The organism is Bartonella sp. OC16QHHD, from assembly GCF_042194035.1.
Classification (GTDB): Bacteria; Pseudomonadota; Alphaproteobacteria; order Rhizobiales; family Rhizobiaceae; genus Bartonella.
The window spans coordinates 87,807-109,945 of sequence record NZ_JBHIMJ010000089.1; the positions used below are offsets into that span (position 1 = coordinate 87,807).

Genomic DNA, 22,139 nt, shown 5'->3' on the forward strand with positions numbered 1-22,139 from the left:
ATTTAAAACTACAATCTATAAGTTAATCATTTTGTGTTGATTATATACAATCTTAAAAGGAATAATATATCATTGCGACCTCCTGAAAAGAGAGGATTTAAAATTTTGAAAACTCTTATTTAAATTGCTTTAAGACTTTTAAGAAATTCTCTATTAAACAAGATTAGATTTTTCTGGATTACCTTTAAGAGATTATATCACAATTTAAAATGAGAACTCTATACTATTCAAAAGTTTTTTAAGATTAGTTTGACATATTCATTTTATTGAAATGAAATAATAGAGATTGATCTTTCTTTTAAACACATTTTATTTATTGTATTTATATTAGGTTGTAATGTCTATATGGGTTATTTTTTGAAAAATTGACAATACCTAACATATGTAAAAATAAGCTTTTTCTCTAAAATACCAACGTGCAAAATTCAAAGTCTCATTAAAATCATAAGAAGTATTTATTCAGTGAGTTGAAAAAATTGATACAATCTATGTCATAGGTTTATCATTTATATTTTAAAAATTATAATCGACTGAAATGTAGTTTTGTTATTTTTGAGTAAGATTTTTTATAGGGTGCAGAATGAAGTGATAAAATCGATATAAGTTACAAAATTTAATTAAAAGAGATTTAAATATTTAAATAATGTGTATATGTATTGAATTTTCTCATGGATTAAGCTTTTTTTATTTAAGATATGGATGATATTAAAAAATATGGATGCAACCAATAGAGTTGATGAATTTTTTAACAAAATAAGTATATAGATATCTTAAAATAGCTGGATGAGGTGATTTTAAATGGTAGAATTAAAGGCACATACGGCTCTTTTAAGCTATCGGATGATTGGTTTTTGCTTATGTCCTGTTATTCCTTTTTATTTGTTCTTTCGTGCTATTCGTGGAAAAGAAGAGTGGTGTCGCAAAAAAGAGCGTTTAGGTAAAAGTTCTCATATACGCCCCCAAGGTTCGTTAGTTTGGTTGCATGCAGCAAGTGTTGGAGAAACACTTGCACTTGTTCCACTTATAAATTATATTTTATCATTGGAAATCAATGTATTAATGACAACTGGGACGGTGACATCTTCTACTCTTGTGAAAAAATATTTTGGTAATAAGTTGATTCATCAATATGCTCCTTTGGATTTAGATTTTGCAGTGCGCCGTTTTATTCGTCATTGGAAGCCTGATCTCGTCTTAATTTGTGAATCAGAAATTTGGCCTCTTCGTATTAAAGAACTTGCAAAAATGCGTATTCCGCAGATTTTGGTTAATGCCCATATGTCTGAACGTTCTTTTAAAGCTTGGCAAAAACGACGTATTCTTGCCAAACATATTTTTAAGGATATTGATTTGGCGATTGGTCAAAATGAAAGAGATGTAGCTTATTACCATACACTTGGCGTAAAATCTGTTACGTTTTCTGGTAATCTCAAGGCTGATGTTTTTCTGGTTGAAAATCAAGAATTGCTTGCACGTTATCGTAATGCTATCGGCAATCGCCCAGTTTGGGCAGCTGTTTCAACGCATGAAGGGGAAGAGGAGATTGCTTTTGAGGTCCATAAAATTGTTAAAAATTATTTGCCAGATTTATTAACAATTATTGTACCTCGTCATCCTGAACGTTCAGAAGATCTTATCAGAAAATGCGATAATAAGGGATTAAGTTTTATTCGTAGGAGTAGAGACGCTGTTCCAAACATGAATACCGATATTTTATGGGGAGATACCATTGGAGAAATGGGACTTTTTCTTCGCTTATCGAAAGTTTCTTTCGTTGGTAAATCGTTATGTGGAAATGGTGGACACAATCCATTGGAATTGGCTTTGCTTGGTTCCGCTATTTTGACAGGGCCTCATGTTTCAAATTTTCAAGAGATGTTCAAACAATTTCTAACGCATGATGCAGCATATATGGTTCAAGATACAAAACAGCTTGCTATTCAGGTGTATAAGCTTTTAACAAATGAAACATTGCGGCAAGAAATGGTTGATAAGGCTCATGAAGTGGCGACAGGTATGGCAGGTGCATTTGAGCGCACATTAAAGATTTTAGATCCATTTTTACAACCCCTTGTAATACAAACAGGTTTACGTCAGCGTCAGGGTAGATATGCATATTAGCGCCCCTCGTTTTTGGTGGAAAAATAAAAGCTTTTTGCGTTTTGTGTTAGCTCCAGTTTCATGGGGGTATGGTTATTTTTCAAGTCGTTTTATGACAAGACAGCCTCCCGTGATTGATCTGCCAGTTTTGTGTATTGGAAATTTTACATGTGGCGGTGCGGGTAAAACGCCGGTTGTTATTGCTTTTACAAAAGTGGCTAAAGAACTTGGTTTCGTACCTGGTATCGTATCTCGTGGTTATGGTGGATCAGTTAAAGGGGTACATCTTGTAAATGAAAAATATGATACTCCATATAGTGTTGGAGATGAGGCACTTTTACTTGCACCGCATGCTTTTGTAGCTGTATCACCTAATCGTTATGCAGCGGCACAACGGCTTAAACAAGAGGGATGTAATCTTATTTTAATGGATGACGGATTTCAAAGTCGCTGTCTTTATATGGATTATGCGTTACTCGTTGTTGATGCGATGCGCGGTTTTGGTAATGGAGCTGTCTTTCCAGCAGGACCTTTGCGCGTACCATTAAAAACGCAGTTTTCTTTTATGGATAGTGTTTTATTGATTGGTCACTCCGATGCGCCTGATAATGTCGCTTTTCTTGTTTCGCGTACTGGAAAGCCTTTATATCGTGCTCATCTTAAAGCCAGTGCATCTGATGAGGTTTCAGGAAAATCATTTTTGGCATTTGCTGGTATTGGCAATCCAGATAAATTTTTTAAATCTATTAAAGAATTGTCTGGTCATGTGGTGCAAACTTACATATATCCAGACCACTATTTTTTCACAGATAAAAATTTAAAAAGCCTTATACAAAAGGCTAAAATGCACAATTTATGGCTAACAACAACAGCTAAAGATTATACCCGTATACAGACAATTCACATGCAAAAAGATTTGAAAAATCTTATTATCTTTGATGTGAATGTCGATTTTGTTCAAAAAGACTTCTGTCGTATGGTCCTTGAAGAGGTCATGACCCGCTTTAGAAAACGTTCCCTTGAATTTTCTTGTCTAAAAGGCAAAAGCTAAATTTATAGCTTTCGAGGGGTTATTTTTCTTTTGTTTTTAACAATTGCTTGAGATATGGGTTGCACTCAAGTTCGCGCTGATAGGAGATTTCACAACTAGCATATGCTTCTTGGCGGTGATGATTCCAATATTTTAAATCATCTATAGGGATTTTTTGCCCGCTAACAGCACAAATGGTATAGGTACCATATTCTATAATGTCATATCCGTTATTAGAATAATGAATTTTTGCTTCGCGTTCACCATTGGGAAACATTATAACTCCTTCTTACTTGATACAAGAGATTCAAGAAAAGTGCCATAAAATGTATTATAAAGTCGAGAGTTAATTTTAAAATATTTTTCTTGTAAAAATGATGCATGGCTTATTTTCTGCCAAAAAGCCGTTCTATATCTGCCAATTTGAGTTCAATATAAGTAGGGCGTCCATGATTACATGTACTTGTATTAGGTATTGCCTCCATTTGTCGTAATAGTGTGTTCATTTCTTCGGGGCGTAAAAGGCGCCCTGACCGTATTGAGCCGTGACAGGCCATCGTTGCTGCAACATAATCAAGCATTGCTTTTAAATTATTTGTTGTATCATACTCAGCGGCCTCATCTGCGAGATCTTTAATAAGGGCTTGGACGTTGATTTCTCCTAACATGGAAGGTGTTTCACGCACAACAATTGCTCCTGGTCCAAATGGTTCTATTCCTAATCCAAATTTTTGCAAAGCATCTTTATGCGTTAAAAGGCATGTTGCATCCTCTTCAGAGAGTTCTACAATTTCAGGAATAAGTAATAACTGTGAAGGAAGTGGTTTGGAATAAAGTGCATTTTTGAGTGCTTCATAAACCAATCGTTCGTGAGCTGCATGCTGATCGACAATGATCAAACTATCTTGTGTTTGGGCGATAATATAGTTTTTATGGATTTGTGCTCTGGCCGCTCCTAATGGATAAGATAACTCTTCTGATGAAGATGTCGTGCTTGGAATGTATGCATCCCCACTTGGTGTATTTAAGCCCTCCATAATAGGAGCGGCATCTTCTTTTAAATCAAAAGAGTGAGTACTATCCAATGGTTTTTGGACCATTGAAGCGCTGGTAAAATGATGAGGTTGTGAACTGTAAGAAGAGAACTGGTGCGTGTTCTTAAAACTGCCTAATGGTTGTTGTGCCAATGATTGTTGTGTTTGAAATGCAGCAAGCATTGCTTCAGAACGGGTTGAAGTAGGACGAATACCAGATTGTTGCAATGCTTCACGAATAGCTCCAACAATCAAACCACGAATTAATCCTGGATCACGGAATCGTACATCAGCTTTGGCTGGGTGAACATTAACATCTACCTCAGCAGGTGGGAGGTCAATAAAAAGAATAGCGACAGGATAACGATCTCGTGTCATGACATCAGCATAAGCGCCTCGGATAGCGCCCCATAGAAATTTATCACGCACGGGACGTCCATTAACATAAGCAAATTGATGAAGGCTGTTATTTCGGTTGAAAGATGGCAAACAGGCAAAACCTGTTAAGCGCACCGCTTCGCGTTCAGCATTCAGCGCAATGCTATTAGGGGCGAATTCTTTTCCCATAATCTGCGTAATACGTTGTAATTGTCCTTGAATATTATTTTCTGTAGCAGACAATTCCATAGATGTTCTGTCTAGTCCTGAAAGAGAAAAGCGGATATGTGGAAATGCGATAGCAATTCGCTTAATCATATCGCTAATAGCATTTGTTTCAGCCCGATCAGTTTTCATAAATTTTAATCGTGCCGGCGTGACAAAGAAAAGATCACGAACTTCAACAATTGTTCCAAGATTCGCAGCAGCTGGTTTGGGTCCTACAATTTTTCCTGCAGTAACGGAAATTTCAGCAGCGCTCTCAGCATCTTTTGTTCGTGAAATGAGTTTAAGTTTAGCAACAGAACCAATAGAGGGGAGGGCTTCTCCTCTAAATCCAAGGAAGCAGATATTGTGTACGTCATCGGTAATCTTTGAGGTACAATGGCGAGAAACTGCTAAAGTTAATTGATCTGCAGGAATTCCATAACCATTATCACTCACCTTTATAAAATTTTTTCCACCATTTACTGTAATAATTTCAATGCGTGTTGCACCAGCATCAATAGCGTTTTCAACAAGTTCTTTGACAACATTTGCTGGTCGTTCAATAACTTCACCGGCGGCGATTTGATTAATAATATTTTCGCTAAGATGGCGTATAATCATAATAAATTCTAACAGGAAACTTAAGGGTTCTATAGAAAATTATGATAACATCATTTGCGCGACATTCAAGAATAAGAGAGCATGAGAGGTATTATTTTTACAATACCTCCTATTTTATTTTATGTTAACAAGTCGGTTGGAAAAAACATAAAAATAGTTTTTATCACTTTAAAATAGCTTGCACCAATTTATCATCTAGGTCAAAAAAAGAAACAATGTAAAAAGGGAAGGCAATATATATGGCGCGTATAAGCGGTATTTTAGCAGATAGTGATATACAAGCTTTGATTGAGAATAACTTTCTCAAGGCTCAGTATCCATTTGATAGATCTCAAATACAACCAGCAAGTCTTGATCTTCGTTTAGGGGAGAAAGCTTATCGTATACGTGCTTCTTTTATGCCGGGACCTGATACAAAAGTTTTGGATAAGCTTGAACGGTTAAAGTTGCATGAGTTTGATTTACGAGACGGAGCCGTTTTGGAAACGGGGTGTGTTTATATTGTTCCTCTTTTGGAAAGTTTAGCTTTACCAGAATTCTTATCTGCTGTTGCCAATCCCAAAAGTTCTACAGGACGATTAGATATTTTTACACGTGTCATTACGGATAATGCTCAGGAATTTGATAAAATTTGTGCTGGTTATCATGGTCCACTTTATTTGGAAATTAGTCCACGCACATTTCCAATTTTGGTGCATACAGGCTCACATTTATCACAGCTTCGGTTTAGAAAAGGGCAAAGTTATTTAAATGAAATAGAGTTGCACACTTTGCAAAGGCAAGAAACACTGATATCGGATGATTTTCCTAATATTAGTGTTGGTGGTATTGGTCTTTCCATTAATTTAAAGGGAGACGAAAACGGGCTTATAGGTTATCGTGGTAAACATCATACAAGTGTTATTGATATTGATAAACGTGCCGTTGCCCACGTTTTAGATTTTTGGGAACCTCTTTTTGATCGTGGTCAAAGGGAGTTGGTTCTTGATCCTGATGAATTTTACATTTTAGTTTCACGAGAGTCTGTTCATGTGCCTCCGCTTTATGCCGCAGAAATGACACCTTTTGATCCTTTAGTTGGCGAGTTTAGGGTGCATTATGCAGGCTTTTTTGATCCAGGATTTGGGCATAAGGAGGCGGGTGGAAAAGGAGCAAGAGCGGTTTTAGAAGTGCGGAGCCATGAAGTTCCTTTTATCTTAGAGCATGGTCAAATTATTGGCCGTTTGGTCTATGAGCATATGCTTAATCGACCATCAACCCTTTATGGACATGATGTTGGATCACATTATCAAGCACAGGGTTTAAAGTTGTCCAAGCATTTTAAATGAGTTGGGAACCACGAATTTTGATAACATGTATGCAGAAAGCGTATTTTAGATAAAAAAAATTTTGTGCTTCGCAAAACCGGCGTCATGCATTCTATTTTTAATTTCCAAGGTTATTTCATCTCTTGCATTTGAGAGGGTATGAGAGGCATTTTTACTTCTTTTTTCAAGAGGTTCTATCTATACGAACTCCCTTTATGATGTGCAAAAGAATAGTTTTGATTATTTCATCATGACAAAATTTACTATATTCAATATGTTATTCATATTTATTATTATAATAAATCAATAGGTTAATAAAATTCAATATAACAGTAGCTACTCACTTTTCAAAGTAAATATGCGAGATTGGATGCTGCAATTGACTCAATTTTTCTAGAGTGTAATAACCAGTATATTTTATTCCGTATAAAAATTATCCTTAAGAGTTAATAAATAAGTTTTCACTCCAGTTTAGTAACAATTATTTTCAATAAACATTGTTCTAATTTTAGTAACTCATTTATAGCCTCAAGATATAATATTGCTAGAAAATTATTCAATTAAATATGAAGAGTTTCTATTGGTATGAACATTAAAAGTTTTTATGCTTTATGTGAATTAGGCACTATGCATGAATAAGTAACAGATCTCAGTTTTGAATATTGATATAAGAAGATTTCTGCATGTATGCGACAGCTTTATTTCCAGTATTAATAAAGGATTTTTTCATCTTTTGGGGGAGATTATGGTTTATACTTAATGACACTCTATATTCTTAAAACTGATAATGTAAGGACCTTTGGAGGGAGAAGCAACTTTAAATTATAACTAATTAAGCTACGGAGCAATCGCTTTCGAAGAGGGATTACTTTAAAGAGAGTATAACATTTTAATTGCACATGAAGAATATATGAGTAGATACGTTATTAATGATACTTCATACTGTGAGATTTTAAATTTGGATAAGAGCAATAAAGACGTTGTTTTTATCAATTAGTTTTTTTAGAAAGTTGCAGTCTCTGTTGCTTCTATCTATTCAATAGAGTGTTTTGGGAGAATAGCGAATAGGTAGGTACATGGATTCGCTTTTATGCGTTTTTAGGATGTCTTCTCTTTTCATTTAGGAACAATGGTGCCATCAATGATTATTTCTTCAACACTTGATTATCGTAAGGCAGCAAAGCGTCGTCTTCCTCCCTTTCTTTTTCACTATATTGATGGTGGGGCTTATGCTGAAGAAACGATGCGACGCAACTGTAAAGATCTTCAAGCTCTTGCACTGCGTCAAAGGATTCTAAGGCAAGTTGGTGAAGTTGATCTTTCAATCAAACTTTTTGATCAGACACTTGATTTACCGATTGTACTTGCACCTGTTGGTCTAACGGGCATGTATACACGTCGTGGAGAGGTAAAAGCAGCGCGTGCCGCAGCGGCAAAAGGGATTCCTTTTACTCTATCCTCTGTTTCAGTTTGTCCCATTGCGGAAGTGCAAGAAGCGGTTGGAGGTGCATTTTGGTTTCAACTTTATGTTCTCAAAGATCGCGGTTTCATGCGTGATGCACTAGAACGGGCTTGGTTAGCTGGTGTACGCACGTTGGTTTTTACAGTTGATATGCCAGTTCCTGGTGCACGTTATCGTGATGCGCATTCGGGGATGTCTGGTCCTTATGCTGGATTACGTCGTTTTTTACAAGCGTTTACTCATCCATATTGGGCTTGGAACGTTGGTGTTATGGGGCGCCCCCATGATCTTGGAAATGTCTCCACTTATCTCAAAAAGAAAATTGCATTGGATGATTACGTTGGTTGGCTTGGTGCAAATTTCGATCCATCAATTGGTTGGCATGATTTACAATGGATTCGCGATTTTTGGAAAGGAAAAATGATTTTGAAAGGTATTCTTGATCCAGAAGATGCACGAGAAGCAGTAAAATTTGGTGCGGATGGTATTGTTGTTTCTAATCACGGCGGACGTCAGCTTGATGGTGTATTATCAACAACACGAGCATTGCCTGCAATTGCGGATGCTGTAAAGGATCATTTGACTATTTTAGCGGACTCAGGTGTTCGTTCTGGTCTTGATGTTGTACGCATGATAGCACAAGGTGCGGATGCTGTTATGATTGGCCGTGCTTTTGTTTATGCGCTTGCAGCAGCAGGTAAGAAAGGTGTTATGCATCTCCTTGATCTTTTTGCCAATGAAATGCGGGTAGCTATGACACTGACCGGTACTCAGACAATCAAAGATATTACACGCAAGAGTTTAGTAAATATAGATGTTTTTAAGCAATGAAAGCAATATGTTATACTGCTTTCAGAAAAAGAAAGTCTTTTTATAGAGGAGCATAATTATATATTTTACAAATATGTTGACAGTTAAATTTAAATAGAAAAGATCAAAAAGCTCCTCTATAAAAACACAGAAAATACTCAGTAACTAAAATAATACTCCGTAAATACAATAATACTTAACGCAAAAATCTTAATAATAATAAACACAAAAAAAACACTAATAACATTGCATACATCTTTTACTTATTTTATTAAAATCTCATTCTACGGATAAAAAGGAACAAGCGCTGATATTAAAGGTAAAACAACTGTTGATATAGAAAAAATAGCTATAAATAATGCTGTGAGCATTTTTCCCTCCTATATATAAAAATATAATATGTTAATTACTTCTTTCCCACATTAGCATAAAACGTAAATTTATAAGCTTCATTTAGTTTTATTTTAATATAGAATAATATTAATTATTATATATAAATAAAATTATTAAAAATGTCAATATGTATTTATTGAAAGCTATAATTATAATAAAAAATGGATCTAATAAATAATATTCCTATAATCTATATATTATTTATATTAATTTTATTTGGTAATATATTATATGGATATGATATTTTTTTATGGAGTACATTTTTAAGCAATGAAAAAAATACCCATACTATCTTTAAAAAAGCTCGTTTACTGAGAGCAAAACTGCGTGAATTAATGTGCTTTTCTTTCTTATTTTCTTGCATCATCAATGATTTATGATGTTTTTGAACTGGCGAGCATATTAGGAAGCAGTTGAATATTTTTTGTATAGTATGTCGTTTCTAACACTATTTATGCGTTCTCGATTGATTTTATAACTTGTTAAAATATCCAGTTCGTTTTTATTGCAGATGGGGATGGTGGGGGGGCCTAATGATACAAATTGGCATAGAATGTTTTGTTCTATAAGCGATTTAACAATTGCATCTCCAAGCTTCTCCTTTGATACTATGCTCTTCATAGACAACAACAGATTGGTGAGATTGGCATAACTCTAGCACTGATCTATTATCTCAAAGTTGAATGGTTGGCACACTTGTAAGCGTTGGGATAACTTCATGTTTTTTGAAGCTCTTTAGCAACATCAAGACAAATCTGAACAGTTTCTTCAGTAGCAAGTAAGAGAACATCTTTTCCTTTTTTAAACAGAAGTTTTGCTGATATCAATTTTTGAAGTATTTTTATGAATATTCATAACAGCACGCTTTCCTAAACCTATATAAATAGGTACAAGATTACTCAGAGTAGAAAGAATTACAGTTTCCATTTGATCGAATTTCTACTCGTAAGTAATTGGATAATATTTACTTTATCGCTGAATAAAAAAGAAAAGTTTTTCTCTCTTTAAATAGAGGATGGATTGTCATCTAGCCAATAGGGATAGTTTGCGAGAAATTTGTTCGATGCAAAACGACTTAATATTGCAGTTACTTTGTATCATTTGAAGCTGTGAAAAGAAGGCTAAGATAGATGAAAGAATGTAAAAAATGATGGATACATTTTAAGATAAAAAATTATAATTTTGTTAATTCTACACCAGTTGCTGCCGATATTGGTGGCAAAAGAAATTTGATCAAAAAATATCAAAATTATTTGAGAACATTCCTCATGGCATGTAGATTAAACCTTTTTGTTGGTATGGGTGAGATTTTCTTTGAGCAGAAATTGATTCTATCTCCTGAAATCAGCAATAATCTCTCAGGTTATGTCGTAAACTTTTTAGGGATGTTACAACGCCACTATCGTCCTTTTATGAAAAATTTAGCATTTCAGATGAGCAGTTGTGAGGAATTTCAACGTTTAATACAGCAAGATCCAGAAACTCTCACGGATTTAGAACGGGCTTCAAGATTTTTATATTTACAGCGATTAAGTTTTAGAGGGAATGTAAATCGTACGATGAGAGTAGAAAACCATCGTAGCGCGCGGGGGGCTTAAGCCTTTCCAATTTGAATGCGTGCTAAAACTTATTTTCCACTGTTTAGCAGGTGTTAGCATTGAACATTTAGACTGGTCTGATTTTATTGTGCGTTATGATCGCCTAAAAATCTTGTTTTATCTTTCACCACTTTAATTGTGGTTTTGAAGGTTATTAAAGAAAGGATTTTTATAAGCGGGAGGATTATCAGCCGATGTCTAAGCTGCTTGCATAATAAGAGGGAGTTTTTTGTCTTTAAACAATATGCTAGAAATTCAAAAAACTTTAGTTAGCTTTATAAAAGAGGTTACACCATCTTATACAGACTGCTCTGCAAATAACACAATTGCTGGTAAGGAATGGGGCATCACCAATTTTGATTTCTAAAAAAGAAACAATACGTATTAAATAGTCTTTAACTTTGTAGATTTTTGAGAATCCTTTCAGAATCTTTTGAAAAAAGTGAACTGATAGAAGATATTTCTATCAAAATATAGCAACTTTTCTAACAAGTTAGGAATAAATCTAAAAATATATATTAAATATAAAAACAGTACGATATGTAGGCAATCTCGGCTTTAGAAACAAGAATCAAAGCGTATAAAGTTGCATAGAAGTGAGATTGAGACATATCATTTTTATGATTCAATAAAAAATAAAAATTAAAGAAAAAATTTTATATCAAAAATTTAAGGTGGTTTAAAAGGTGGACGGGCAATGCATGGAAGGATGAGCGAGAAGGTGAATTAGGGGAGAGCGATTTATAGATTATCAGTATCTTTGTAAAAGTATCTTCTCAAGATAAATATTGTGATGAAATAGATTGTAGTTGAATGTTCGAAAAGATAATACGCACTCTTAACTTTTCCGTTATACACATCAGAATAAAAGCCGTGAAAAGCACGGTCTTATTACAAACTTTCTCTAAAGCAGTACATGAGTTTGCAAGATATTACAGTAATATTTTAAAAGAAGGATTTTATTTCAGGAAAAAATTATCTTAAAATAGTAAAGCAATATTCTTCAAGAAATTGCTAGGCGACTTTTGAAAGTAAAAAAGCTAAGTTAAAAAATAAAAGCAAAAATGGTTGTTGGTTTTCTCAACTGGAGTTGCATGTCATTTTCCACATAGGGAATTTACCTATAGAAAAATTAACAGCCAAGATCATTCACAATGTTTTCCCGCCACTTTAGCATGAAAAAGCAGATACAGTGCGAAAGTATTTGCCTTATCGTCAACATCATTATTATAATTAGGAAGCTGAAACAACATCATTTACAAATCACATAAAAGCCTTACCATTATTCATTATATAGCTCCGTAGATTGCTTTTCTTCAAGCATGCCAGCCCCTAGATGTTATTTTTGTTGAAAACAGAACCTTTGTGTATGATCAGTTCTTTGAACGACGATAGTAGTGCAATCCATAAAATCTTTTCTCATCTTCTTTTGATAGGATAACAAAGATGTCCTTAGAATACATCAATAGACTCAATCATTTTACACAAACATAATCTGTTGAATCCTTTAGTTTCAATTCAGACATCTCAGTCATTCTAATTAAATCTAATCGACCACCAGAGTGTTTTAATCCTTTAAGTGCTTTTACTTTTAATCTGAATGTATCCACCTCTTTCAAATCTTTTCATTGATTGATGTTTCAGAGGAATTATATTTTTATCACTTTATTTTCCGTTTATCTCTCCAACCACATAAACGTTCACCTTGTTCGTTATGTTTTAAAATATCTCTCGCCAAATTTGGACTAATGACATTGATATCTTGTCGATTCAAATAAATTGGCAGCCATCCAATACAAGAAGTTCGTTCATTCGTCACGCAACCAGCTAGAAAGCTTAGTGCGCACATCAGCATCACTTTTCTTATTAATTTCATTTTCTACCTCAAGCCGTGTTGTCGCTATCTTGAAATCTTCTTTTGTTTGCTTTTGCTTCTCAACTTTTTTCCCAAGAAAAAAGGCTTTGACTAAAGCTATAAGAAAAGCTGCTATGAGCGCTGACGTCATTGTCAGATATTTTTTTATCCATAAAATCATAGGCGGTGTTCCTGAAAACGTTTAGCAATGTATATCATAGCCGTACAAGCAGCTAAAACCATAATGCCTGCTAGAACCCATTGAACAGGACCATTTCCTGCAAAAAGACCTCCAAGCCCTGAAAAAGAACCTATGATTGGTGCAAGAGCTTCTACTTTGCAAATACCTGTTACGCCTTCTGGTTCTACTACATGATAATTGGGGGCAACATGAGCTCCTTTTGCCCACAATCCTGCTTCGGTTGCTCGGCGATTGACAAGACCTTGGATACGTTTTCCTCCTACTCTTGTCCATTTTTGCAATTCGGTTGGTATCGCTTCATATTCACCTTTATTAAGCTTTTTTAAAAGTGTAGAATTGCGAAATGCTGTGATTCCTACATTATAGCAAAATGATACTAATGCCGCGAATTGTTCATCGTTTAAAGGAACGGTAACGGCTTTTTCAACAACAGCTTCATACTCCCTCAAGTCCTGACAAAGGATTTTTTCAGCTTCTTTTTCCGTAATTTGCATGTCTTTGTGGACGCTTGGGGCACCAGCAGCACTTGTATGTCCATAACCAATTGTCCAGACACCACCAGAATCTTCATAAGCTGATAAACGTAAGCCTTCCAATTGCTTAATCAATACAAGCCCTTCTTTTGATATTTTTCGCATTATTTTTACCTATAAAAAACTACACAAAGCAGGATATGAATTAAAAACTTACATCTACTCATTTTTAAGAACAGAACAGCGAAAGGGCATAATAAATTCAAAACATCCATAGTGGATTATTTTAAGATCCATATCATTTTTTTGAATAAAGATTATGCTAAATACTATTCATTTTGCAGCAATTGATCTCCATCTAAAGACAATAACTTTATAATAATTCCATTTATAATCAGATAGATTTCACTCATAAACTCTTACAGTTGATCTAGAATGATTTAGAAGAACTTTACTTCAAAAAACTTCAATAATTCCGATGACAAAAAGCACTTTTAACAAAAAATAAGAGACATAATAACTAATGAAATAATTAGGTGTTGATTTTTAAGTAATTTCAAAATTCATAAATTGCACCACAGAATTTTTTTATAAAAACAAAAAAACATTATAATTTAACATTATACATCTAAAATTTATCTTAGAATCAATAAAGCATATACATAACGTGTTATACATATTTAATAAAAAAATCTATAGTTAATTTAATTATTCTTTGTTTTTTCTCCTAATTGCTTAATTTCATTAAAAAATACCTTTATGAAGGATTTCAAATAAACTGTTACATAAAAAACATAATGGATATTTCCCCTCTCTTGCAGTCTGTTTTCAACTGAAACAATATATTAGTGGAGCATATTCAATATATAGACCAATGATATTTGATAGTTTTTTTAAGAATATTGTACTGTAATAAATTTGAACAAGTAGTTCAGTTTCATATGAAGCATTTGGTGGGGCGTTCGGGTCCAATGGTATCATCTTTGTCTGGCGTTGTATTGGCTACGTTTCCAGCAGCCTCTTAAACAAATCAATCAAGCTATTGAAATCTTTTTAGAGGCAATAGCACAAGAGACACAAAAGATTTTGACAAAAGGCTGCTTGAAAATATAGGAATCTCTCTCCTCCTAGCATCCCAGCCCATTTACATAACATAAAAAATAAAAAGGCAATGAGATGATATTTGATGATGGCAATAGATATGTAATAATACGTGAGTGTGCACAGCTTTTTAGTATATCCACAACAACGATTCGCTATTAGATGCTTCAAGGGGGGGGGCCGGAGCCATATAAGCTAGGGAGAGCAGTGAGGTGGAGAAAGAAAGAGACTTTAGCATTTATTCCAGAGAAAAATACGGAGCAAATAACAACAGATTAGATAAAATCGTATAAACCCTAGAAGGTAATCTTCAAACAGATAATCAAATAAAAAATCTATATATTTCAATATGCTAAACACAAAAAGTGGTGCCGCATGCCGGATTCGAACCAGCGACCCCATCATTACGAATGATGTGCTCTACCAACTGAGCTAATGCGGCATAGGTTTGTAAGTCAATGAAACAAAACTAATTTGAGGGTAATAGCTAAAAGTACGTATAAAAGCAAGAATGCATTTTTTCAATAATTTATACATATGATAATAATTTGAAGGAGAAGTATGTAAAAGTCAGAGGAAAGTATTCTTTGACCTTAATGCTATAAAATGCTTTCCAATTTACGATAGCACTTAAATTAAGAAGCTGGGAATGTAGATCTTTAGGATGAAAAATGGTGTCAAGATAACTTAGTAAAGATAAAAACATTTTCTGATTCTTAAGAAAGAAATTTGTTGTATAAGTGATTGGGAAAATAAAGATCATCATAAACCTTTTATAATGTGCAAATAAGATGAGTAGAATTATTTGAAAAGTTACTTCTCATTTTTATGGGAAGAAAAAGGGAGGAGGATTAATAAAATTAATCACGTTTTTTTATTTAAGAGGGAGTAAAAATCATGTCGGATGAAGATCGGCTGATAGAACTAGAAATGAAGCTAGTTTACCAAGAAAAATTCATTGAGGAACTTTCTCGAGTGGTAACTGATCAATGGAAAAGTTTGGATGAGATATCTAAAAAAGTTGATGTTTTAGCGAAACGATTTTCAGATTTAAAAGAACAGAGTGTGACTGAAGCTGTTATTTTACCATTTTCTCAATAGAGAGAAGATGCTTAAAATTTTTCTGCTAATAGTCTCTTGGATTTTTTTAGATGTAATAGGGTGGATGTCACAATGGGAGTAAGATGCGAAATATTCTTTATTACAATTGCAATTATTTACAGATTGGTTTTTGTTTAACGCATTTTGTTAGACTTGTAGAATAATTTTTATAAGCTTCTTCATTAATTTCAAGAAGTTCCAATTTTATAAGGAGTGCTGATATTAGAAGACGTTTTTTTATATGTGATTTCTAGTACTAAAATTAAGAAAAGTTTTTGTAGAGTATAAAGGAACATCCATAAAAATATATGAACTTCAATATGTTAAGTTTTTTCTGTACAGAGTTTTCTATAGATGGGAGTTAGGTTTATTCGCTAGTTTTTATTAAATTGATACAAATGAAGTAATGTTATCATTATCTATAGAAATCATAAGTGAGCCCGTATAATTTATAACTGAGCGCATATATTTATAATAAAGCGTTTTAATCCATTCTGATGATCAAATGATTTTCAGTTGTTTTAATAGGGTGAGGTGCTCTAAGCGATACCTGTTGTGTATAGTACAGAGAGCTCTAGAAGTTTTTTTCAAGATCAAATGTACTCTTCGTTATATGTATATGATATTTTGTGAAAAGGCTTTTGTTTTTCGTAATTTAAGATACAAAATACTATTGCTAAAGCACCAAAGATAGACCATGCGGGTAAATAAGTGAGAGTAATGCAAATTGAGGACAGAAAATCAGGCATTACCTTGCATAGAGATTGATTAAGGTGATAGATATCTGTTTGCAGAAGGCTTGTTAAAATTTTATTAAAGGGGGTTGTTGTCCAATGTGATGTGATTACAGAGTGTGTGTTATCAATGACCAATGCTATAATGGTTAGTGTAACGAAAATGAAGGACATTAATTTAAATAAAGGGTGGAGCATATTTTTTCTTAAAACTTCAACGGGACATACGTATAATGCACAAAAAAATAAGGAGTTGCATTATGATAAGAAAATAAGTTTACGTTTGTTTTGTGTTTTTTGAAAGAGGTGCCTAATTTTTCAATAAAAGTTGAGGTTAGGTTCAACAAAAGTAGTGAGGCATGATGCTTGAAAAAAAGCACGATGAATTGAAGCGTAGCCTTCAAAATCGCCATATTCAAATGATTGCTTTGGGTGGCGTTATTGGGACAGGGCTTTTTTATGGGTCAACCGAGGCAATTCAATTAGCTGGTCCCTCAGTCATTTTGTCTTATCTTATCGGCGGGCTTATTATGTATTTCATTATGCGAATGCTTGGTGAAATGTCAGTAGAAGAACCATCTTCAGGAGCATTTAGTTTTTTTGCTTATAAATATTGGGGGAGATTAGCTGGTTTCATAACAGGTTGGAATTATTGGTTTCTTTATATTCTTGTGAGCATGGCTGAACTTACAGTGATAGGGTTTTACCTTGATCATTGGGTTTTGATTGATCATTGGAAGGCATCTTTCATTGTTCTTTTATTTGTTACATTCATTAACTTGTTTAATGTTCGTTTTTATGGAGAATTTGAATTTTCTTGTGCTTTGATCAAAGTGGCCGCTGTTATTGGTATGATTATTTTTGGAATTTTTCTCATTGTCACTGGACTAGGGGAAAATCATGCGAATATTAATTATCTTTGGGACCATGGCGGTTTTTTTCCTTATGGAGCAGCAGGGGTTGTTTTAGCAACTTCTGTAGTAATGTTTTCTTTTGGAGGAACAGAGCTTATTGGTATTGCTGCTGGAGAGGCATCTAATCCACAAAAAACAATTCCAGCGGCTATTCGTCAAGTTATGTGGAGGATTATAATTTTTTATATTGGTTCTATCAGCATTATTATGATAATCAGCCCTTGGAATATGATTGGAAAAAATGGTAGTCCTTTTGTCACAATTTTCGAGACTATAGGAATTCCTGCTGCTGGTCATATTTTGAATTTTGTGGTGATTATGGCTGCTATTTCTGTTTACAATAGTGGCATTTATTCTAATGGCCGTATGCTTTATAGTTTAGCTGTACAAAAAAATGCACCACATATTTTTAGTAAACTGAGTGCTGCTCGTGTTCCTTATATTGCTATCCTTTTTTCATCATTCTGTACGGTGTTGATTGTCGTTGTTAATGCTCTTGTTCCTGATAATAGTTTCATGCGGATCATGGCTCTTGCAACTGCAGCAGCAGTGATTACTTGGGCTATTATTGTTATTGTTCATTTGAAATTTCGCAATGCCCATAAGAACAGAAAAGGCAACTTTACTTATGCGTTTGGTTTATATCCTTACGCTAACTATCTTTGTCTCTTCTTTCTTGCTTTATTATTTTGCATTATGTTTATCAGTGGTTTTGGGCAAAATGGATTGATGACTCGACTTTTTGATATGATAGGAATAAGCGTGCCTTTTCTTGAAACATATATTCCTGTACAGATGCCTGATATGAGTTTGGCAGTCATTATTATTCCTCTATGGTGCTTATTATTACTTTTAGGTTATAAACTGAAACGATAGAGAAAGAAGAGCTAATAAAAGGGATTGATTGGAATAAATCTTGGGGACTATAAAATTTGATGAGGTAACACAAGTTTTTGGTGATTTGTGTGTTTTAAGAAATATTACTGTACAGCTTACCGAAAAACGAATTGCTGTTATAGGTGCGAATGGTTCTGGAAAAAGTACATTTGTTCGTCTTATTAATGGACTCCAATTACCATCTCACGGTTTTGTAAGCGTTGATGGGCTTGATACCAAGCGCGATGCAAAAGCAGTAAAGCGTAAAGTTGGATTTGTATTTCAGAATCCCGATAATCAGATTGTTTTACCATTAGTTGAAGAGGATTTATCCTTTGGTCTCAAAAATTTAAAGCTTAATAAAGATGAAATTAAGGAGCGTGTAGATGAAATTTTACAACGCTATGAACTTCAAGATTTCAGAAATCACGCTGTCCATTTATTAAGTGGTGGGCAAAAACAACTCGTTGCTATTTCCGGTGTAGTTGCAATGAAACCAGACTACATTATTTTTGATGAGCCGACAACATTACTTGATTTGCGAAATAAGCATCGCGTTACGCAAGTGATAGAAGAATTACCACAAACGGCAATAGTTGTATCGCATGATTTGGAGTTTTTGAAAAAGTTTGATAGAGTGCTGGTTTTTGATAAGGGGGAGATAGCAATTGATGATGTACCTTTTGTTGCTATCAAGGAGTATATAAGAAGAATGTCATGATCGGTTTATATATTCCAAGGGATACGTTTATTCATAGGTTAAGTCCTGGAGTTAAGTTATTATTTCTTACGGCGTGTGGAACTTTTATAATAATGGTTTCTTCCATAGCGCTTCTTGGGTTATTTTTGTTGTTGGTCATCTTATTCTATAGAGTCGCCAAGGTCCCTTTCAAAACTGCGATAAAGCAATTTAAATCGATGGGATTGCTTTTAGTTCTTCTATTTGTATTTCAAACTATTTTTAGCGGTTGGTTTACGGGGGTTGAGGTCATATTACGTCTTGTTATCCTCTTTTCTTTATCATCACTTATTTCATTCACAACAAAAGTTTCAGATATGGTGGATGCAATTGAAGCAGGCCTCCAGCCCTTTCGTTGTTTTGGTATAAATCCATCAAAAGTGAGTATGGTTATCTCTATGGCGATCAGGTTTATTCCTCTTTTGAGTGAAAAGTTTAATGAGGTACATGAAGCACAGCAAGCACGGGGACTTAACACTAACATTGTCGCTCTTGCGATACCTTTAATTATACGAACCATAAGAATGGCTTCAGAAGTGGCTGAAGCATTGGAAGCGCGTTCTTATGATGCTGATACCATTGATACAGCATCTCATAATAATCAAAGTTTTTTATAGTGAAAGAAGAATCAAATGAATACAAAAGATTTAGTTTATATTGCCTTATTTGCCGCTGTTTATGCTATTTTGGGCCTTTTCCCTTCTATTTATCTTCCTTTTCTTCTAGGGATACCTATTACAGCTCAATCGATGGGACCGATGCTAGCAGGGTCTATTCTTGGGGCAAAAAGGGGTGCTTTAGCGTCACTCCTTTTTCTTGTTCTTGTTGCGATTGGATTACCTCTGTTGCCTGGTGGTCGCGGTGGGATCAGTGTCTTTTCAGGGATTGCAAGTGGTTATTTAATAGGTTTTCCATTTGCCGCATTTTTTATTGGTTTAATGGTAGAATTGTTTTGGCAGCGGTTAAATTTTATAATATTATTTGTGATAAATACTGTCGGTGGCATTGGGATAGTTTATTCTTTTGGTGTTCCATGGACAGCTTATATGACCAAAGTTTCTTTACTGAATGTTTTAATGGCTTCATCAGTTTTTTTGATAGGCGATTGTTTAAAAGCGTTGATTGCATCCTTTATTGCACTCGCGATTAAAAGATCTGTTCCTCTCATTCATTCAAAGCATAATAACTAAAATAAATGCATTATTTTGTTATGCTGTTGTTATATAATATTCGTATATCACTATTATTGAATTTAACTATAGTAATTTATGATGTATTTAAACATAATCTAATATGATTCATATAAGTGATATTATTAAAATAAATTATTATAGTATTTTTCTCTATATCTAAGGCATTTAAAGTGTACTTTTATAAATCTGCTACTTTTTATTAATTGTACAACAATAACGAAAGCTTTTCCCTAGTGAAGGAATAATTCAGTGAATACAAAAGATTTAGTTTATATTGCTTTATTCGCCGCTATTTACGCTGTTTTGAGTCTTTTTCCTCCTATTTATCTTCCTTTTTTGCTGGGTGTCCCTATTACAGCTCAGTCTATGGCTCCGATGTTAGCAGGCTCTATACTTGGAGCGAAAAGGGGAGCTTTAGCATCACTTCTTTTCCTTGCTCTTATTGCGATTGGGTTACCTCTATTGCCTAGTGGTCGTGGTGGAATTAGTGTTTTTTCAGGAGTTACGAGTGGTTATCTGATTAGTTTTCCATTTGCTGCATTTTTTATTGGCTTTATGGTAGAATTATTTTGGCAGCGGTTAAATTTTATAATATTATTTGTGATAAATACTGTGGGTGGCATTGGGATAGTCTATTCTTTTGGAATACCATGGGTAGCGTATATGACACAGGTTCCTTTGCTGACAGTTTTAATAAGTTCATTAGGTTTTTTGGTTAGTGGTTTCTTGAAAGTGCTGATTGCATCCTTTGTTGCGTTGACTATTAAAAAAACCGTTCCTCTCATTCATTCGGAAAAAGGGGCAGTTCTGTACTGAAGAACAAGTTTTCCAAATGTATGTAGATTAAAAAGCATCACGGAATACCATTTTGTTTTGTCTACTTTTTTATTGGTATTTTTCTGCATAGCTTTCAGAGGTAGCCATACGAAAATTGAATGTTTCGGCACCAAAATTCATTTTTGCTTTCAGGAGCAGCCCCTAAATAGCCAATTAATATTATTTTATTTAACAGGCTTGTAAGTTTTATTCGATTTGCATATTATATGCATAAAGCCTTAGAATAATTTATTATTTTTTAATATTTTTAGTTAATTAATCACTAATTTTTAAAGTATTAAATTATATTAATTGTACAAAAACATGGATAATTAAGTGTTCATCTAAAACTCTTGATGTATATAATACCCTTATAAATGTATTAATATAAGGTATAAAAATAAGATTTGAACGGGATGAAGCTAAAACAAAAGGTAATCTTAGAAAGCACCGTGTAAAGTTTTGAAATAGCTGCATATGTTTTTTCTGATCTATTCTCCATGGCTAAACAAGACCGTATTGAAAATGGAGAGTATGGTTAGCAAGCTTTAGTGCTTGTGGAGGTTTTTTATTACTATTCGTAGCGCATACTGTCCATGACGATAAAGATGGCATAGAGGTAATCCGTATTATTTCAGCACGGCGAGCCAATTTGAAAGAAAGGAAACGTTATAAAGAAGAAAGTTCGTTATGAAATTGAGGTAGGTAACTTATCAGCCTTGACAGATGAACAGAGAGTTGAAATTGATAAATTGGCTGTAATGTCGGATAGTGCAATTGATCATAGAGATATTCCGTCACTCAATGATGTGTTCTGGAAAAACGCCGTTTTCAATCCATTCTATAAATCACCCAAAACTGTTACAACAGTGCGTGTGGATTCAGACGTGCTAGCGTGACTTTAAAAGTCAAGGGAAAGGATATCAAATGCGGATTAACGCCATTTTACGTGATGCCATGCTTCGTTCAATGCGTTGACCTCTTTCCTGCGACAAAGAGTATCAAACTGCTTTCGATAGTTTTTTTATCTCCTTGTTGATTTCATCTATGAACGTTGAGAAGAGACAACGCCATTTAATCTAAACAGTTTTATAAAATCGGAAATATTACTATGGCTTTTTAACTGAGCACTGTAGTGTGTAAATAGATATGTTTATTAAACTGCGTGTATGTAACATAAGAAACAATACACAAA

General features: G+C 34.1%; 18 protein-coding genes, 1 tRNA gene and 2 pseudogenes. 14 read left to right on the plus strand and 7 right to left on the minus strand.

Annotated elements, in window-relative coordinates; genetic code table 11:
• Positions 1–798: 798 nt before the first annotated feature.
• Positions 799–2,121 (plus strand): lipid IV(A) 3-deoxy-D-manno-octulosonic acid transferase, encoded by a 1,323-nt coding sequence (gene waaA / locus ACFIK1_RS09205; protein WP_375662643.1) that lies wholly within the window; start codon positions 799–801, stop codon positions 2,119–2,121.
• Complete coding sequence (gene lpxK, locus ACFIK1_RS09210; protein WP_375662644.1) at positions 2,111–3,151, plus strand: tetraacyldisaccharide 4'-kinase; 1,041 nt, start codon at positions 2,111–2,113, stop codon at positions 3,149–3,151. Before waaA ends, lpxK begins: the two co-directional genes overlap by 11 nt.
• A gap of 19 nt (positions 3,152–3,170) precedes the next feature.
• Here lpxK and ACFIK1_RS09215 read toward each other — a convergent pair whose 3' ends face one another.
• Positions 3,171–3,407: a DUF2093 domain-containing protein gene (locus ACFIK1_RS09215; RefSeq protein WP_375608064.1), complete on the minus strand. Its 237-nt coding sequence runs from the start codon at positions 3,405–3,407 to the stop codon at positions 3,171–3,173.
• Between the two features lie 109 nt (positions 3,408–3,516).
• On the minus strand, positions 3,517–5,370 hold the full coding sequence (mutL, locus tag ACFIK1_RS09220) for a DNA mismatch repair endonuclease MutL (RefSeq protein WP_375632863.1): 1,854 nt from the start codon (positions 5,368–5,370) through the stop codon (positions 3,517–3,519).
• Between the two features lie 239 nt (positions 5,371–5,609).
• On the opposite strand from mutL, the gene ACFIK1_RS09225 reads away from it, so the two are divergent.
• Together ACFIK1_RS09225 and lldD are read left to right on the plus strand one after the other, a co-directional pair.
• Positions 5,610–6,698 carry a 2'-deoxycytidine 5'-triphosphate deaminase gene (locus ACFIK1_RS09225; RefSeq protein ID WP_375612382.1) on the plus strand — a complete coding sequence of 363 codons (1,089 nt, stop codon included), beginning with the start codon at positions 5,610–5,612 and terminating at the stop codon, positions 6,696–6,698.
• Positions 6,699–7,818: 1,120 nt separating this feature from the next.
• Positions 7,819–8,970: an FMN-dependent L-lactate dehydrogenase LldD gene (lldD, locus tag ACFIK1_RS09230; protein WP_375626848.1), complete on the plus strand. Its 1,152-nt coding sequence runs from the start codon at positions 7,819–7,821 to the stop codon at positions 8,968–8,970.
• A gap of 1,173 nt (positions 8,971–10,143) precedes the next feature.
• Here lldD and ACFIK1_RS09235 read toward each other — a convergent pair.
• Positions 10,144–10,269: a hypothetical protein gene (locus ACFIK1_RS09235; protein WP_375632867.1), complete on the minus strand. Its 126-nt coding sequence runs from the start codon at positions 10,267–10,269 to the stop codon at positions 10,144–10,146.
• A 341-nt stretch (positions 10,270–10,610) separates the two neighbouring features.
• Here ACFIK1_RS09235 and ACFIK1_RS09240 point away from each other — a divergent pair, with 341 nt between their 5' ends.
• Complete coding sequence (locus ACFIK1_RS09240) at positions 10,611–10,940, plus strand: hypothetical protein (protein ID WP_375642961.1); 330 nt, start codon at positions 10,611–10,613, stop codon at positions 10,938–10,940.
• 1,808 nt (positions 10,941–12,748) lie between these two features.
• Here ACFIK1_RS09240 and ACFIK1_RS09245 read toward each other — a convergent pair.
• Both ACFIK1_RS09245 and ACFIK1_RS09250 read right to left on the minus strand, forming a co-directional pair.
• Positions 12,749–12,976, minus strand: a complete 228-nt coding sequence (locus ACFIK1_RS09245) for a hypothetical protein (protein WP_375618608.1) — start codon at positions 12,974–12,976, stop codon at positions 12,749–12,751.
• Positions 12,973–13,635, minus strand: a complete 663-nt coding sequence (locus tag ACFIK1_RS09250; protein WP_375640705.1) for a lysozyme — start codon at positions 13,633–13,635, stop codon at positions 12,973–12,975. Before ACFIK1_RS09250 ends, ACFIK1_RS09245 begins: the two co-directional genes overlap by 4 nt.
• A 1,011-nt stretch (positions 13,636–14,646) precedes the next feature.
• Here ACFIK1_RS09250 and ACFIK1_RS09255 point away from each other — a divergent pair.
• A pseudogene (locus ACFIK1_RS09255) lies at positions 14,647–14,850 on the plus strand (helix-turn-helix transcriptional regulator).
• A gap of 87 nt (positions 14,851–14,937) precedes the next feature.
• On the opposite strand, the gene ACFIK1_RS09260 reads toward ACFIK1_RS09255, so the two are convergent.
• Positions 14,938–15,013 (minus strand) — tRNA-Thr (locus ACFIK1_RS09260).
• A 455-nt stretch (positions 15,014–15,468) separates the two neighbouring features.
• Here ACFIK1_RS09260 and ACFIK1_RS09265 point away from each other — a divergent pair.
• The 6 genes from ACFIK1_RS09265 (at position 15,469) to ACFIK1_RS09290 (ending at position 20,944) form a co-directional block, all read left to right on the plus strand.
• Positions 15,469–15,672 (plus strand): SlyX family protein, encoded by a 204-nt coding sequence (locus ACFIK1_RS09265; RefSeq protein WP_375634991.1) that lies wholly within the window; start codon positions 15,469–15,471, stop codon positions 15,670–15,672.
• A 1,096-nt stretch (positions 15,673–16,768) separates the two neighbouring features.
• The gene (locus ACFIK1_RS09270; RefSeq protein WP_375662647.1) at positions 16,769–18,196 is read left to right on the plus strand and encodes an amino acid permease; all 1,428 of its coding nucleotides are present in this window, start codon (positions 16,769–16,771) and stop codon (positions 18,194–18,196) included.
• Positions 18,197–18,236: 40 nt separating this feature from the next.
• Positions 18,237–18,917, plus strand: coding sequence for an energy-coupling factor ABC transporter ATP-binding protein (locus ACFIK1_RS09275; RefSeq protein ID WP_375618715.1), 681 nt, complete (start codon positions 18,237–18,239; stop codon positions 18,915–18,917).
• A complete protein-coding gene (locus tag ACFIK1_RS09280; protein WP_375633214.1) occupies positions 18,914–19,552 on the plus strand; it encodes an energy-coupling factor transporter transmembrane component T family protein in 639 nt (212 codons plus the stop codon). The genes ACFIK1_RS09275 and ACFIK1_RS09280 overlap by 4 nt, the downstream gene beginning before the upstream one ends.
• A 15-nt stretch (positions 19,553–19,567) precedes the next feature.
• On the plus strand, positions 19,568–20,125 hold the full coding sequence (locus ACFIK1_RS09285; RefSeq protein ID WP_375662645.1) for a biotin transporter BioY: 558 nt from the start codon (positions 19,568–19,570) through the stop codon (positions 20,123–20,125).
• A 252-nt stretch (positions 20,126–20,377) separates the two neighbouring features.
• Positions 20,378–20,944 (plus strand): biotin transporter BioY, encoded by a 567-nt coding sequence (locus tag ACFIK1_RS09290; RefSeq protein WP_375633212.1) that lies wholly within the window; start codon positions 20,378–20,380, stop codon positions 20,942–20,944.
• Here ACFIK1_RS09290 and ACFIK1_RS09295 read toward each other — a convergent pair.
• Positions 20,938–21,140, minus strand: a pseudogene (locus tag ACFIK1_RS09295) (single-stranded DNA-binding protein); the annotation flags it as partial. The gene ACFIK1_RS09290 and the pseudogene ACFIK1_RS09295 sit on opposite strands and share 7 nt — an antisense overlap.
• A gap of 523 nt (positions 21,141–21,663) precedes the next feature.
• Here ACFIK1_RS09295 and ACFIK1_RS09300 point away from each other — a divergent pair.
• The gene (locus ACFIK1_RS09300) at positions 21,664–21,843 is read left to right on the plus strand and encodes a hypothetical protein (RefSeq protein WP_375618712.1); all 180 of its coding nucleotides are present in this window, start codon (positions 21,664–21,666) and stop codon (positions 21,841–21,843) included.
• A gap of 28 nt (positions 21,844–21,871) precedes the next feature.
• Complete coding sequence (locus tag ACFIK1_RS09305; RefSeq protein ID WP_375618717.1) at positions 21,872–21,922, plus strand: hypothetical protein; 51 nt, start codon at positions 21,872–21,874, stop codon at positions 21,920–21,922.
• The last annotated feature ends 217 nt before the right edge of the window (positions 21,923–22,139 follow it).